General features: G+C 40.4%; 10 protein-coding genes. 4 read left to right on the forward strand and 6 right to left on the reverse strand.

Annotated elements, in window-relative coordinates:
* Window positions 1–59: 59 nt before the first annotated feature.
* From FCN14_RS01370 to FCN14_RS01380, 3 genes are all read right to left on the reverse strand, one after another.
* Window positions 60–3,299, reverse strand: a complete 3,240-nt coding sequence (locus FCN14_RS01370; RefSeq protein ID WP_138429295.1) for a VPS10 domain-containing protein — start codon at window positions 3,297–3,299, stop codon at window positions 60–62.
* Between the two features lie 476 nt (window positions 3,300–3,775).
* Window positions 3,776–4,111, reverse strand: coding sequence for a cupin domain-containing protein (locus FCN14_RS01375; RefSeq protein ID WP_138429296.1), 336 nt, complete (start codon window positions 4,109–4,111; stop codon window positions 3,776–3,778).
* Between the two features lie 129 nt (window positions 4,112–4,240).
* A complete protein-coding gene (locus FCN14_RS01380; protein ID WP_138429297.1) occupies window positions 4,241–5,155 on the reverse strand; it encodes a glutaminase in 915 nt (304 codons plus the stop codon).
* Window positions 5,156–5,607: 452 nt separating this feature from the next.
* On the opposite strand from FCN14_RS01380, the gene FCN14_RS01385 reads away from it, so the two are divergent.
* The 3 genes from FCN14_RS01385 to FCN14_RS01395 are packed head-to-tail and all read left to right on the forward strand — an operon-like array spanning window position 5,608 to window position 10,341.
* Window positions 5,608–7,893, forward strand: coding sequence for a TonB-dependent receptor (locus FCN14_RS01385; protein ID WP_138429298.1), 2,286 nt, complete (start codon window positions 5,608–5,610; stop codon window positions 7,891–7,893).
* A 24-nt stretch (window positions 7,894–7,917) separates the two neighbouring features.
* The gene (locus FCN14_RS01390) at window positions 7,918–9,141 is read left to right on the forward strand and encodes a DUF4374 domain-containing protein (protein WP_138429299.1); all 1,224 of its coding nucleotides are present in this window, start codon (window positions 7,918–7,920) and stop codon (window positions 9,139–9,141) included.
* Window positions 9,142–9,144: 3 nt separating this feature from the next.
* Window positions 9,145–10,341: a PepSY-associated TM helix domain-containing protein gene (locus tag FCN14_RS01395; RefSeq protein ID WP_138429300.1), complete on the forward strand. Its 1,197-nt coding sequence runs from the start codon at window positions 9,145–9,147 to the stop codon at window positions 10,339–10,341.
* 31 nt (window positions 10,342–10,372) lie between these two features.
* Here the strand turns inward: FCN14_RS01395 and FCN14_RS01400 are convergent, their stop codons facing one another.
* Window positions 10,373–11,821 carry a sensor histidine kinase gene (locus FCN14_RS01400; protein ID WP_171032767.1) on the reverse strand — a complete coding sequence of 483 codons (1,449 nt, stop codon included), beginning with the start codon at window positions 11,819–11,821 and terminating at the stop codon, window positions 10,373–10,375.
* A gap of 500 nt (window positions 11,822–12,321) precedes the next feature.
* Between FCN14_RS01400 and FCN14_RS01405 the strand changes: the two genes are divergently transcribed.
* Window positions 12,322–13,146, forward strand: a complete 825-nt coding sequence (locus tag FCN14_RS01405; protein WP_138429302.1) for a DUF4382 domain-containing protein — start codon at window positions 12,322–12,324, stop codon at window positions 13,144–13,146.
* Between the two features lie 126 nt (window positions 13,147–13,272).
* Here FCN14_RS01405 and FCN14_RS01410 read toward each other — a convergent pair whose 3' ends face one another.
* Window positions 13,273–15,399 carry a M3 family metallopeptidase gene (locus FCN14_RS01410; RefSeq protein WP_138429303.1) on the reverse strand — a complete coding sequence of 709 codons (2,127 nt, stop codon included), beginning with the start codon at window positions 15,397–15,399 and terminating at the stop codon, window positions 13,273–13,275.
* A gap of 117 nt (window positions 15,400–15,516) precedes the next feature.
* A complete protein-coding gene (locus tag FCN14_RS01415) occupies window positions 15,517–16,737 on the reverse strand; it encodes an outer membrane protein assembly factor BamB (protein WP_138430680.1) in 1,221 nt (406 codons plus the stop codon).
* Window positions 16,738–16,834: the final 97 nt, after the last annotated feature.

Raw genomic sequence — 16,834 nt, forward strand, 5'->3', positions numbered from 1 at the left:
ATAGTAATAAATAAAGGGGTGCATATGCACCCCTTTTCAAATGGAAAGCTGTTTTTAGGCTATTTCTCTTCTATAGGAGGAGCACCTGCTTCTTGAACCGCTTGTTTAAGTTCAGGTATCACATTTTCAGTAAATTTGCTAAGATCTTCCTTAAATGTTGCCAGCTCTTCTTTACCTGTTTCAATGGCTTCTTTATGCATTTGTGTAGGGCCGTACGTAGTACGAAGGGAACGGTACCCAACAAATAATCGAGAGCGTGGCGAAGGTTCGTCATCTAGCTGACCCACTTGTTGCTTAGCTTCGCTGCCATTCATCTGTTCATTGAGCTCTTTAAGCTGCAAACGACTTTCATTAAGACGTTTATAAACTTCAGGAGCTTCTTGATCTGCCCTGGACAGTGCACGCTGTAAAGCGCCCACGGTATTCATTGCATTCTGCAATGAATTAGTGGTTCGGGTTAGATCTTGTTGGAACTTTTCAAGCTCCTCGCGAAATGCAATAATTTCTTCGTTGGATGCTCCTTCCAGCGCACCGTCACGAAGGGGGACAACCTCAAAAGTAACCGGGTCAGAAAGTTGAGTAACTTCTCCGCGAACTACTTTTGAAAGTGTAGCAGTGTAGGTGCCGGGAGTAGCCATAAAGCCTCCACCAAAGTAACCTTGTGAAGATTCTTCCATCTCAACAACATCTTTGGATGGATATTTTAGTTCCCAATTCACTCTATGGAAACCTTTGCTGGCAGGCCCTGTAACACGGTTAACAACATTCCCATCGTCATTTTTGATTGTAATTACAACTTTGGGCTTTTGTTCCCGCATTTCTTTTTCAAGGTTATCCCAGCCGGGAAAAGGTACATCTTCATCTTTTTTAAGGTCTTTTTCCTTCTTTTTACGCTGAGTTTCCAGTGAGTTATAACTGTCTTTGAGATAATAGGTGAAGACTGTTCCAAATGGTGGATTATCAGCTTTAAAGTGATTAGCCCCCATGGATCCTACGACACTATTTTCAATATACCAGTAGGTGTCACGCGGAGTAAAGAGTTTAGCTTCTTGGTTGAGTGTTTGCGCATTGACTTTGCGGAGCGGGCTATAGTCATCAAGAATATAGAAACTGCGCCCAAAGGAAGCACCAATAAGGTCATTATGGTCGCGCTGAATTTCCAAGTCGCGGAATGAGATTGTTGGAACTCCCCCCTTTAGTTGTTGCCAGTTTTCGCCTCCGTCAACAGTAAAGAAGATTCCAAATTCTGTTCCTGCAAAAAGCAGATCCTTGTTCTCATGATCTTGGATAACTCTCCAGACTAAGTGGCGATCAGGAAGGTCATCACTGATTAATTCCCAAGACTCTCCACGGTCGGTACTTTTAATGAGATATGGATTTAAATCGCCATTCTTATGGTCATCCATTGCTACATAGACCGTATTAACATCAAAGCGATCTGCTTTAATATCATTGATAAAGGCTTTGGAAGGGACACCATCAATATCCGAAAGTTCAATTTCACGCCAACTTTCACCGCCATTCTCAGTAACCTGAATACGTCCGTCATCGGTACCGGCATAAATCAGCCCTTCTTTTTCAGGAGATTCTGCCAGCGAGGTAATAGTATTAAAGTTCGACATGGCATTCATATCCCATGGGTTATCCCAGCTGCGCTGTTTACCCATGATAGGGAGCTTGAGGCGATTTTGATCCAGAGTAAGATCTCCTGAGATGGCAGTCCAGCTGTTGCCCCGATTTTCAGATATCCAAACCCGTTGTGAAGCTACAAGCAATTTTTTGGGATTGTGGGGACTTACTTCAACGGGAGCATCCCAGTTAAAGCGTTCAGACTCTTCGCCATCACCGGCCTGTGGCTGAATGTACACTTGGTCACCGGTTGTTTTATCGATGCGGTGTAGGCCTCCTTGCTGAGTTTCAGCATAAAAAATGTTAGGATTCCCCGGTTCAGTAGCGGTGTCATGCCCATCCGCAAAAAGCGTTTTTTTCCAGTCGGCATTACGGATTCCATCTTCATTGTCGGTACGTGATGGCCCGGTTTGAGAACCATTATCCTGGGTGCCACCATAAATATTATAGAACGGTTTTGCATCATCTACTGCCACTTTATAGAACTGGGTAATGGGCATATTGTTGATGAAGTTCCAGTTGTCGCCATTGTCGAAGCTCTCATAAATTCCACCATCAGATCCTACTAACAGGTAATCAGGATCATCTTTTCGAAATGCCATGGCATGACTGTCTGAGTGCTTAGCCTCTTCTTGGAGATTACTAAAATTATCTCCGTGGTCGTTAGATACTTCAATTCTAACATCCATCAGATAGATCCTTCCAAAATGATGAGGGGAGGCGTACAGTTCTTGATAATAATGTGGGCCGGTACCACCTGCTACCGTGTTAGACATCTTTTTCCAAGAGGCACCGCGATTGTCAGATTTATAGACACCACCGGTTGTTCGGTCAAGGGTAATTGCCGCATAGACGATATCCGGTTTTTGGGGCGATATTGCCAGCCCAATTTTACCCATATTAGAACTGGGGAGCCCGCTTTTTTTCTCATCCCAGTTTTCTCCACCGTCGGTACTTTTGTATATGCCGGTACCGGGGCCACCTCCCATATATGCTGCAGCGGTACGATGTCGTTGCCAGGTTGCGGCATACATTCTGTCAGGGTTACGGGGATCCAGAACCAGATCTGTTACACCAACCCATTCATCATCACCCAATACCTTTCTCCAGTTGTTACCACCATCAGTAGACTTATATAAGCCACGTTCACCGCCTTTGCTCCAAAGTGGTCCCTGGGCAGCTACCCAGATGATATCTGAATTTTCGGGATGCACGACAATCTTAGAAATATGTTCGGAATCCTTGAGTCCCATATTTTCCCAGCTGGAGCCACCATCTGTGCTTCGATAAACACCATCTCCATAGCCAACATGACGTCCACCTACATTTTCGCCGGAACCTACCCAAATGGTATTTGGATTGTTGGGATCTATAGTAACCGAACCAATAGAATACGAGGATTGGTTATCAAAGATAGAATCCCAGGTTGTTCCTGAATTTTTCGTTTTCCAAACGCCTCCCGAACCTACTGCCACATACCATGTGTTTTCATCATTGGGATGTATGGCGATATCGGCAATACGCCCTGATGTAAGGGCGGGACCAACGCTACGTAATTTTAATCCATTGTAGCTCGTTTCTGATACAATTGATCCATTATCTTGGGCAGCCATTGGTAGGGCACTTACCGCGAAAAGGATCAGCAGAAGAGTACTAAGTTTTGTTTTCATATTGACTACTATTTGTTAGAAAGTAAACAGTGATTTAAAAACTATAATTAATTTTAATGTTCATTGCCAACCGTATTTACAGGATTTAAAACCATTATAATCAAATAGAAGAGTGCTTCTAATGTTGTGTGAACTTCTTATAAGCAGATCCTGGAACTAGTTTCGGATGACAAGGCTGTTGGTTTAACAATCGGGTTCATGATCCCGAAATATTTTAGGATATGTTTTCTCAGCTGTGTTATTCAAAATTTTCTTTGTCTATAAAGCTTTGGCGTAGTGGATGTTGACAAAGAAACATACCAATCGGGGAGACGATTACCTTGTAAAGTGCCACTTACTGAAAAATATTGGGATCAGAAATTGAAGATCATGATCTTCGATAATTAATAAAAGGGGGAATAGGTTGCTGGTGAATCACAGAGAGGGCAGGGGATAACCATAAAAGCTATCTTGAAATGCTTTTTTATAATTACTGCTTATTTATTGTTGGTGAATAATATAGTAACAAGCAGAATTGTGTCCGATTTTACGCTGTAAGAATATGATTGTTCTTTGTCTAGGTATAACCAATCATCCTCAGTCAATTCCATGCCCTTCCCATCGACGTTAAAGAAAATATCACCTTTGAGACAATGTACCGACATCTCACCTTGAACGCTGTGTTCTTCGATACATTTTCCATGAGGCAAATACATTCGAATAACCTCCATGTCAGATGTTTTTACAAGGGCATAAGTAGAATCGTCTTGTAAATTTTCTGTTAGGTTTTCCAGATTAATTGGTTCGCCTGATACAATGTGACCTGTGCTCATGACAACCCCCTGTTTGGTTTTGGTCTGCTATTTAAATCTAAGCAGAATAAGGCTGCCGGGAAAGCAATATTGCATTTAATTTTTTGTAGCGGCCTATAATTTAGTAAGGCACATAAATACCTAATTTGCTTAAAATATAGAAGATTGGGTGTCTGTGGTTAGTTGTTCTAAAAAATTAATACCTCGAACAGAATTTCCCTTTTTATTTAGTGGGGGGCTCCATACAGCAATACTATAAACTCCCGGGTTAACAGCGCCGATACCTCCGCCAACTCCACTTTTACCGGGCAGCCCCACTTTAAAAGTAAAGTCTCCTGATTGGTCATAAAAGCCACAAGTCTGCATTATAGCATTAATACGTTTGGCTTTGCTGGCAGAGATAAGTTCTTTTCCCGTATAGGGGGAGATGCCTCGGTTTGCATAGAGTAAAAAAATATGAGCTAATTCCTTACAGTTCATCTCCAAAGAACACTGGTGGTAATAGAAATCGAGAACTTCATCAACATTATTATTAATGTTTTCAAACGACTTCATGAGGTTTACTAAAGCAGCATTTCGATGGCCATGTTTGTTTTCTGACTCTGCTATTTTTTGATTGTAGCTTATTGAACTATTCCCCGAAATCGAGCGAACAAATTCTAAGAAATCTTTCTTGGGATTCTCAAGCTCCGTAATCAATATATCCGAAATAACGAGGGCCCCAGAATTGATAAGCGGATTACGAGGAATTCCATTTTCATATTCCAATTGTACCAACGAATTAAAGGGATTGCCCGAAGGTTCTACCCCAAGACGTGTCCACATGCTAGTACCTTTAAGTTTAAAAGCTAAGGTAAGTGTGAGAACTTTTGATATGCTTTGTATGGAGAATCGATCTAGGTTATCACCATAAGAAAAATCATTTCCGGATAGTGTTGTTAAGTGAATACCGAATTTATCAGGAGATACATTCGAGAGTTCAGGGATATAAGATGCAACTTCTCCCCGAGAGGATGTGCTGAGTATTTCTTTTGAAATATTGTCAATAATATGTTGGTAATCCATAGAGAGGATAGTACTAATGAAATTTCGTAAAATGGGAAATTACTAAATAATCATCCGTTTTGCACTTAGTTAGAAAGGCAAGAGCTTAACTAATTAGAGAGCTTAGCAAAACAATTTTCCATCTTGTCATTCTGTTTACCGTCCGGTGGATCAGACTCTCATATACAGTTATTGGTGTTTAAACTAAGATCCTGGACTGAAGTCAGGGTAACAAGCTGGGTTTTGCAAAGCTTCTTGGTTTTTTGAAAGGGTTGACTACAGGCCTAGATTACTTTGACAATAATTTATATTTAGTCTAAATAAGTGTTGAACTTTGGCGGAGCGAAGTTTATCTTCACCTCTCAATTTAGAAATGATCTAAACAAAAATAGCGAAAGCTAGTGTTTTTAAAAAGGGCAATATCAATTTGTTGTGTGATTCTTGGGTGCGGGGCAACTGCATTGCATGCTCAAATGCAAGAATCCCAGATTTTAGGGAAGGTTTTAAGTCCTAATGGTGAGCCGTTGACTGGCATTACGGTACAAATAAAAGGAACAACCAAGGGTGACGCGACAGACCAAAAGGGTACATTTAAAATTAGTGGTTTAATAACGGGTAAATATACTGTTGTTGCTTCGGCTATCGGGTACATCTCAGAACAACGTGTGTTGACACTTCAATCAGGGGAAAGCCGACATATTGAGATTACATTATCTGAAGATACCTTGCAGCTGGATGAGGTAGTGGTACAAGGTAAATCAGAGACAAAAATAAAGCGGGAAGAGGCTTTTAATATTGCTTCTATCAGTGCAAAATCACTTAAAAATACGAGCTCCAACCTGGATGAAGTACTGAATACCAATCCGGGTATACATATTCGTAAAAAAGGGGGGCTGGGGTCTGATTTTAATTTATCTCTAAATGGATTATCAGGCAGACAAGTACGCTTTTTTATGGATGGGCTGCCTATAGAAAATTATGGGCGGACCTTTGGTATCAATAATATTCCGGTTAACCTGATTGAACGAGTAGAGGTCTATAAAGGGGTAGTCCCGGTATATCTTGGAGGTGATGCTTTGGGGGGAGCAGTCAACTTGGTAACGGAACAGTCGCCCCAGCATTATCTGGATGCCTCATATTCTGCAGGTTCATTCAACACTCATAAACTGGCTTTAGATGGACAGTATGTAGATTCGGCTACCGGTTTTGTACTGAAGGCAAATGGTTTTTATAACTATTCTGATAACAATTACACCATTGATGTACGGATACCGGATCCTCAGACGGGAACATATGGTGAAGAACAAGAAGTGGAGCGTTTCCATGATGCCTATAAATCGCGAATGCTCAAGCTGGAAACGGGTTTCAGGGATCTTTCTTTTGCTGATAAATTGCTGGTCGGTTTTTCAATGGCTGACAGTTATGATGAGGTACAGCACGGAATAAGTATGGATCGGGTGTTTGGACGTGTCCACACCACTGGCAATACCAAAGTGGGATCGCTGACCTACCGTAAAGAGCTTGGTAAGTTGAATATCAAAGTTTTTGGGTCTTACCTAAATGGTAAGTCGGGCGTGGTGGATACCAGTGCCGTATCTTATAACTGGCTGGGTGAATATGAGCAAAAGAACAACCAGAATATAGCCGAATCGAGCTGGGATAAAACCTTATTTACTTATAGCGATGAGGCCTTACAGAGTAATATTAATTTACGATATCAGTTTAATGAAAGGCATGAAGCCGTTCTAAACTATACCCAGAGTTATATAAGCCGCGAAGGTAGTGATCCAATAAGTACAAGTCCTGTTGCCTTTGCTGATCCCAATACCCTTGGTAAGCAAATAATTTCTGGCAGTTATAAGGTAAGTTTATTTGACGACCGATGGGCGGCTACGGTTTTTTCCAAACTTTACTTTTTTAATTCCCGTGTTGTAGGAGTCGACTGGGACGATACCATTACTGAGTATACTACCGATATTTTTAAGCCTGGTTATGGAGTGGCTACCACTTATCATCCGTGGGAGGGCGTACAACTAAAAGCCTCTTTTGAAAAAACATATCGTTTCCCGGATGGCTATGAAGTTTTTGGTGATGGTTTGTTGCTGCTTTCAAATCCCCAGTTATCGCCTGAAAATAGTAATAATTTTAACTTGGGAGCACAGTTTGACCACTATCTTGGCAACCATCACCTCATGGTTGAAACAAATCTCTTCTTGCGAGATGCAGAAGATCTTATACGCATTGAAGCCACAGGTCTAACCAGCCGGTATGTGAACCAACGGAAAGTGCTTAGTTCCGGTGTTGAGCTGGGAATACGATATGAGTATAAACGACTTTTATTTGCCGATTTCAATTTGACGTATCAAGATATACGCAACAATTCGAAATATGAAAATGGCCGGAAAAGTCATGTTTATAGTGACAGAATACCCAATATCCCATATTTAATGAGCAGCCAGAGCCTTGGGCTAAAGGTAGATGATTTTTTAGTTGCTCGTGATCGGCTGTCACTGACCTGGAGGGGGCACTTTGTAGAGGAGTATTATCTTAAATGGCCCAGTTTAGGATCAGCGGGCAAAAAGCACATTATTCCACAACAATATTTACAAAGTATACAGCTGGGATACTCACTTGATAACAGGACATATAATATCAGTCTGGAGTGTTCCAATATTACTGATACCGAGGCGTATGATCATTTTCGCCTCCAAAAGCCGGGAAGAGCTTTTCAAATCAAATTTCGATATCTCTTTAACTAAAACTACCACATACAAATCAAACCAATGAAATTAAATAGAGAATTACTGCTACTACTAATTTTCGTAGTATCGATGGGAACAGGTTGCGATATCATAACCGGGACCGATGATAATAATGATGGACCCGCTAACTATACCATTGCTTTTACAGCTCAGGGATCAGAAAATGAGTCTACTGACTATATCTTCAATACAGAAGACCTCATGGAAGGTTCCTTATCAGCAGAAGGGATTGGGATCGAGCAGACTGGATGGCGTTATATGGCTGCACATCATAATACACTTTTCAGCATAGGGTATTATGATGATAATAATGCTATAGCCTATGAGCTTGATAACGAAGGCAATGTTGTTGAAAAGGGGCGATTCGTTTTCGAGAATACCCTGGATATGGTTGGTAAAGGAGACAGTGAAACTATGCTGGCTATGGAAGTTCCCCGCGTTGATTTTGCAGATCGTGTACTCCACAAAGTCGATGTGAATGCTGTTTCAATTAAAGAAAAAGTGAATATGCGAATTTGGGAGAATAAAAAAGATTCTCTCGTAGCATGGCCAACGGCTCTAAAAGTTCGTAACAACAAGCTGTTTGTACCCTTCTACAAGATTCATGCTCGTGGTGACTTTACCACACCTAAAACAGATACAGCTTATGTAGCAGTATATTCATATCCTGAAATTAAGTTCGAAAAGTATATTACAGATACTCGAATGGGCCCAATTGGCGTATATGGTCTGTTTAATGGTATGGTTTCTGATGAAAGTGGAAACCTGTATGGATATTCCTCAGCTTCTTTGGCAAATGGATTTACAACACAGGGTAAATCTTCTGGTATTCTTCGTATCAATGATGGGGAAACAGAATTTGACAGTAACTATTTCTTTAATGTGGAAGCCGCTACTGGTGGTAAGATCAATTTCTTAGAATATGTAGGAAATGGTAAAGCACTTGCCAATATAGTAGTAGATGATTCACAACTGTGGGGTTCATATTCTGCAGGTAATGAGATTCATAAGCTTGTTGTATTAGACTTAGAAAATAAGACAGCTACCGACGTTTCCGGCGTACCACTGCACGGAGGGTTCTATGGAAGTCCGTGGTATGTTGATGATGGCAATGTATATATGAGTGTTACTACTGCAGAAAGTGCCCATGTCTATAAGGTAGATATTGCTTCTGCTACTGCTACGAAGGGTGCCGAAATATTGGGTAAAGAATTGAAAGGAATCTATAATCTTAATAAGAAGTAATTGATGTTCAATTTAGGCAAGCGACCCATAAAAAAAATTGCCGGCAAAATACACCTCTGGCTCGGTTTACCAACCGGGCTGGTGGTGTTTATTGTTGCTATTACTGGATCAATCTATTGTTTCCAGGAAGAGATATCGGCCCTTTATGATGATTATAAGTATGTAGAAGCTCAAGAGCAGGCTTTTATACCGCCATCCCGGGTTCATGATATTGCCGGTGAAATTCATCCTGGCAAACATGTACATAGCGTGATTTATGGAGATAAAACTGAGGCCCTGGAAGTTGTATTCTATGAGGCAGAGCCTGAGTTTTACCAATTGGCGTATATTAATCCCTATTCGGGAGATGTTATAAAAGTGATGGATATGCATAATGAGTTCTTCCACATCATTTTGGATGGGCATATTTATTTGTGGATGGGAGAAATTGGAAAAAAAATCGTCTCGTACAGTACACTCATATTTTTGGTAATTCTTATCTCTGGACTCATACTTTGGTGGCCCCGCAATAAAAAAATAGCCAGAAAAAAGACGCGCTTTTCATGGTCCGATCGAACACGTTGGAAACGTAAAAATTATGACCTGCACAATATTCTTGGTTTTTATGCTTCTGCTGTGGCTGTGATAGTGGCAATAACAGGTTTGGTGATGGCGTTTAACTGGTTTGCAGAAGGCGTGCATACAATGGCCGGGGGAGAGAAACAGGTGGAGTTTGTTCTTCCTGAAAACGAGAGTACGAAAGGGGATGCAATAAAAGCGGAACAACCTATTGATGTGGTATGGCAACAGATGAACAGGGAATATCCAAACGCAGAAATCATTGAGATGCACTATCCACCCACCGAAGATTACACCATCTATGCCTATGTGAATTTCTCCAAAGGGACCTATTATAACTCTGACTTTCGTTATTTTGACCGTCGAACGTTGGAAGAGATAAAAACTGAACAGGTATATAGTAAACTAGAAAAAGCTTCATTTGCCGACATGGTTCTGCGGATGAACTACGATATCCATGTTGGGGCTATCGGTGGTATAGTGGGCAAGATAATCGTTTTCTTGAGTAGCCTGATTGTAGGCAGTTTGCCCATCACCGGTTTTATGATCTGGTGGGGACGACATAAAAAGGTGACCCAACAAAAAAGACCCGGAGGCAAACAAAAGCAAAAGGAGGAAAGAGAACTAGTTAGTGCTGTTTAAGAAATGAGCCCAAAGAAAATTAAACGATTCACTATACAAAGTAATTGCTGGCTGAACCTGAATTCCGTTCCATTTTAAACTGGATTTCAAATCGAGCTCCTGTTCCATTTTGGATGCTAAGGTCACCATTTAATTGGGTGGTAAGCTGTTGTACCATAGATAACCCTAAAGAGCTAGTATCTTGGATATCGAAATCTTCGGGCAGACCTTTGCCATTATCGTCAATTACAATATTGACATCTTTATCATTTTGCTTCAGTTCAATTCTTAGTTGTCCCTTATCTTGCCCATTAAAACCGTGCTTATAAGCATTGGTTACCAGTTCATTAATGATAAGAGAGCAGGGGATTGCTTGGTTTACATTAAGTTGGATATCGTTGCTAAATATTTTTAAAGAGATATTTTTACCCTCTGTATTAATAGTAGCAGAGATATTTTCGACGAGCTCTTCTACATAATCATCAAAAGAAAGGTTAGCAAAATCTTTGGTTTGATAGAGTTGCTCATGAATCATGGCAATAGAATTGATTCGAAGCATACTCTCATTAAGCACACCCTGTATTTGCGGATTACCATCCCAGTTCATTGATTCGAGTTGTAATAAACCGGAAATAACAGCTAGGTTATTTTTTACCCGGTGATGAATCTCTTCCATTAATACTTGGTTGTTTTCTAAAGCATTGGATATTTCTGCTGTTCTGGATTTCACCTGCTTTCTCAAGAACAAAATAGCTATGATAACCAGAACTGCTAATATACCGCCTCCCCAGATGAAAATTTGCCAGTAACTTTGAGGGATGCCTATATACTGTAGATCTCGAGAAGTACGAGGAATAATTTGATAGAAAGTAGTACTAGATTCTTGAGGCTCAAACTTATCCATAATACCCTGAACAGTAATGGGGTCTCCGATACTGAGCATATCGAAATCAAAACTTGCGAAGTTTTCATGGTCGTCATCTATATACACCGAGAGCGTATTTTCGGCAGAAGTAGTACGGGCGATTTCTAGTTTTTTCCATCCTTCTTCTTGTTGTTTACTTACTATAACAGCTTTGCCTTGTATCAACATCCCAAGATAATTTTCAGGGTTGTTATAGGTTTTCTCAACTGAAATAGCAGGGGGCGTACGAGGGGCAACATCTATTGTATGATACTCATCGGCTACTATCTCTGCCTTCCCATAATAGAGTTTAAGGGTTCCGGAAATAACCAAACTATCTCCTCTTTGCACTTCTTCTGGAAATCGATCTGAATACATTAGTATTCCCTTCGATTGGTCCTGTATATAGATAATCATCGAGTTGGTATGAAGAACAGAAGAAGAAACACTCGCCCGGCCGCTAACTGTTACTTTGCTTCCCAGCAGATCTAACTTTCCGTCATTATTTTTATCAACTAAGACTTCGGAGACAGTTTTAATGTGCGTCGAGTCAGGAAGTGACTCACCTGAAGCGGTAAAGTTTAGTATACACATCATTGAAGAAAAAGAAAATATAACGACCATGTATACCCATCTTTCGTAGTCGTAATTTTTTAAATAAACCACCGATAAAACCCTAAATGTTAGATACTCTAATGTCCCGTTGTTTTAACTTTACTTAAAACAGTTGATAGCATTGCTGAAAAATACCTATAGAAACTAGGCAAGGAGATGAATATTTTACATTCCTAAAGGATAAGTAAAATATTCCGTCTTGGAGTAAATCGTCACCGTTTGATAAGCAAAATGCTTGTTCCCTAAAATTTTAAAACTATACTTCCTAATACATCCCAATGCCACCATGCAATTATTATAAAATAATATATTAAAAAAAATTAATTAATTGCAGGGTTAATTTCTGACCTCCCTGTTTTAATAACATTTTTTAAGCAGTATTTCCTTTCCTGTATAAAGTTTGTAACGAATCACCTTCTCGGTCGTCGTACGGTTAAATAAACCATTACAGTTAATCAATTATTCCTAAAAAGGTATAAGCTATGTTATCAAAAAAGTTATCATTTGTTCCAATAGCAGTTATATTTGCACTTTCAATTCTTATAGTAGGGTGTGGAGAATCCGATTCAGGGGTAGGGGTTTCTAGTGAAACAGGTATATTGGAAGTACAAATGCATGATGCACCGGCCAACTATGAAGAGGTGAATATATTTGTAAAAAGTGTAGAGGTTAATAATGCTGATACCGATACCGGCTGGGTTATAATCAACGAGCCCCAACAAAAGTATGATTTGCTTGAGCTAACGAATGGTGCTACTACAGTGTTAGGTTCTAAAGAACTGGAAGCCGGCACCTATGAGCAAATAAGACTGATTGTTACCCAAGCTCAAAGTTCTATTGTTGTTGATGGTAAATCGCATGACTTATTTATTCCCAGTGGTCCGCAAACGGGTGTAAAATTATCAGTCAATGCAGAGATTAAGCCCGATATTACCTATACACTGTTGCTAGATTTTGATGCTGCTCGTTCTGTAGTTGAACGGGGTAATGAAAAATCTGGAGTAAGATATTTGCTCAAGCCGGTTATTAGCGCCAGTAACCAGGCAGAAACCGGTAACATCGCCGGGTCGATAGAACCAGTAGATGCCAATCCATTTGTGTATGCTATTGCAGATTCTGATACCTTATCTTCTACGAAGGCAGATACATCCGACGGATCATTTAAGCTTATTGGTCTTGAAGAAGGTACGTATACGGTATCGGTAGATCCTACGAACGATACTTATCAGGCGAGTGATACTTCTGGAGTAGAGGTAACGATAGATGAAACAAATGAGCTAGGTACCATTCAGCTATCACGAAATTAATGACCTTCCAGGTCTAGAGATCTGAGAAGCGTTGAAAAGAAAAAGGCCTGCAAGTGAAATTGCAGGCCTTTTCCTATTGTACTAATAAATTGCTACCCATAAAGTGGTGTAGCATATTTTTAACATTTAGATATCCGTGTCTAGTCCTCTGCGTTTCAATAGGTGCTTAACTTCAGGCTCTTGGCCACGATATTGCTTATATAGTTCCATTGCCTCATCGCTGCCTCCTTGAGAAAGGATATAACGCCTGAATTTATCGCCATTTTCTTTTTTAAGACCTCCTTGTTGCTGCATGTATGCAAAAGCATCAGCAGCCAGTACGCCACTCCAGATATAAGCGTAGTAGTTGGCAGCATATCCCCCGGAAAAAATATGTGCAAAGTAAGGCGATTTATAACGAGGGGGAATCGCTTCGCTGTCCAGATTGTATTTTGCCAAGGCTTTCTTTTCAAAGTCTTGAACCTCTGAAGGTATGTCATCGGTACCAAGTAGGTGCCACTCCATATCCAGCATAGTAGCGGCAAGATATTCTTGAGTGTCAAATCCCTGGTTAAAGTTACTGGCTTCAATCACTTTATCGAGCAGTTCTTGGGGAATCTGTTCACCTGTTTTATAGTGCACAGCATAGTTTTCAAGCACCTCTGGCTGTATTGCCCAATCTTCTTCAAAAGTAGATGGGAACTCAACAAAGTCTCGGGGTACTGAAGTACCGGCCTGAGAGGGATACTTGACATCGGATAGCAAGCCGTGTACGGCATGTCCCATCTCATGGAACATTGTGGTAACATTGTCAAAGCTGATAAGTGCAGGTTCTCCTTCGGCAGGTTTGGGGATGTTCATAACATTGACAATCACAGGCTTCTTATCCAATAAGTGTGATTGTGAGACAAAAGCATTCATCCATGCGCCACCGCGTTTAGAATCTCTGGCAAAATAATCAGCATAAAACAGTCCAATCTGGGTACCATCTTCATCATATACATTAAATACCCGAACATCTGGATGATAGACCGGCAGATCGTTTCGCTCTTCAAAGCTAATACCGAATAACTTATTCATCGTAAAGAATACCCCGTCTTTTAATACGGTATCTAACTCAAAATAGGGGCGTACTTTTGATTGGTCGATATTGTATTCGGCCTGACGAACTTTTTCTGCATAATAATTCCAGTCCCAAGGTTTAACTTCTCCTTCAATGCCATCTTTACGCATCATTTTTTCAATGGCGGCGGCTTCTTGCTTAGTATTATTGATGACCGGTGGAATAAGGTCAGTTAACATACTAAGTGCGGCATCAGGAGTTTTAGCTGTCTGTGGGTCCAGTTTATAGGCAGCGTGATTTTCATAGCCAAGCAGTTCAGCTCTTTCGGCCCGTAATTCTACAAGTTCGAGAATGAGCGGCCGGTTATCGATGCCCCCATCTTCTCCTATACCTCTATAAGCTGATGCTTCCCAAACACGCTGACGTAGGGCGCGATTGTTTAGGCTTTTAAGAATAGGTACCCGTGTGGTGTTTGTAATAGTGAGCAGGTATTGATCATCATTTCCACCTTCGGTAGCGGCTTCTTTGGCTGCGGCAATGCGATCTTCGCTGAGCCCATCAAGTTGTTCTTTATCTTCGACAAGCACCGAACGTTCTTTAGTTATTTTCAGCAGGTTGTCCTGGAATTGAGTGGTGAGAGTGGAAAGCCGCTCATTAATCGCTCTCATGCGTTCTTTTTCTTCGTCACTAAGTTGTGCACCTGCCCGGACAAACTCTCGGTGAGTGTCTTCTAGCAACTTTAACTGTGCTTCCGACAGATCAAGCTCTTCTCTTTTATCGTAGAGTGTTTTTACACGATCATAGAGCTTGGCGTTTAATAAAATATTATCTGAATGGGCTGCCGACTTGGGAGCCATCTCTTTTTGAATCTTTTGGATCTCATTGTTGGTATGAGCAGAAGTGAGGTTATAAAAGACTGACCTTGTTCTATTTAAGAGTTCCCCACTTTTTTCCATTGCTACAATAGTATTATCAAAAGTAGGAGCTTCCGGATTATTAGCTATCTCCTCCATTTCTTTAAGCTCTTGTTCCATACCTGCTTCGAAAGCCGGGCGGTAGTGCTTAACCTTGATAGCATCAAAGTCAGGAGCTTCATAGGGAAGGGTACTTGGTGAAAACAGGGGGTTGTCGTTCATGTTATTTGATTCACTGCAGGCCGAAAGCATCATACTAACTGCCCATACTATTATTAAAAGTGTTTGAGTTTTCATAGTGCCAAAAGAGTTAACGGAAAGTATGATTATATATAAGGAGAATATAAAGAAATTTAGGAACTTAGCGAGCGGAATTAGAAGGTTGCTCTAATCATTTGATAAAGGTATTTGTCTTTAAATTTCTACAGCATAAAAAGTACTGTCAGTACTGCCAATGTATAACTTTTCATTTGCGATAACAGGACTAGCTAATATAGATCCTAGAGTTTGTAACTTTTTTTCTCCATCCTGCATGCTTGCAATGGTAGAGCCATATAGTTCAAACTCTTCTTTAAATGTATGATCTTTATTAAATATGGTATAGTAGTTTCGGTTACTTCCATTGGTCTGGAACTGCCATTCAATATCACCGTTCTTTATGTTTAATCCATAAAGAAAACCATTAAAACAGCCGAAGTAGACACGTTCTTCATCAATTGCGGCTGAACCGTATACGCGCATGTTCAACTTTTTTTTCCATTTTACTTTACCACTGGTAGTGTCAAAGTTATAGAAAAGGTGAGAGTCTGAAGTACCAATAAAAATATTATCATCTGATGCTGCAGGGGAGGCTACAATCCAACTGCCGGGATCGCGATAGTTCCAAAGTCCCTTTCCTGTTTTTGGATTTAAGGCATAGAGGTTAAAGTCGCGACTGCCAAATAAAACCATCCCATCATAAAATATCGGGCCACGTTGGATACCCCCCTTTGGAAAGAATCGAGAACCTATGGTATCAAAATCCCATAGCAGGGACCCATCAGCTGCATTTAGAGCATAAAGAGTACCATCCATACTACCAGCATATACTAATGAATCATTAACAATGGGAGTAGCATGTACTTCTCCAGAGGTCTTAAATTTCCATTTGAGTTTGCCGGTTATAGCATTAAGAGCATAGATGAATCCGTCACTACTGCCAAAGTAAACAGTTTCATTTTGAAAGGTAGCCCCGGATAGGTAGTAGTCCCAGATATCCCGGTATGATTTTTTTTCTGTGCTACGGAGCATGCGATGTTCGCCGCCGGTTTTAAACGACCATTGTATTTTTCCATTCTTGATGTCAATGGAATAGAAGGTGCCATTACCATTAAGCTGGTAAATTGATTTGTTTCTAACCAGTGGTTTTGAGGCCCACCGTCCACCTACTGCTAATTCCCAAATCTTTTCGCCGTTTTTAGCGTTTAGCGCCAATAGTGAACCTGTAATATTTCCCACATAAATAGTACCATTGGTATAGGTCGCTGAACCAAAAATTTTGCCGTCTGTTTTAACTTCCCATGAGGCGTCTTGGGATTGTTGCCCAAGAGTAAATACAGGTAGTAAGACGAGTATTGCCAACAGGTAATTTTGCATGCTGATTATATTAAGGAGTAAAATATCTTAATTTTGCACAATGTAGCTAAAGAATAAGAGATAGCTGAAGTTATTTATTTAAAAATTGCCGACCATA

Source organism: Fodinibius saliphilus (assembly GCF_005869845.1).
Lineage (GTDB): Bacteria > Bacteroidota > Rhodothermia > Balneolales > Balneolaceae > Fodinibius > Fodinibius saliphilus.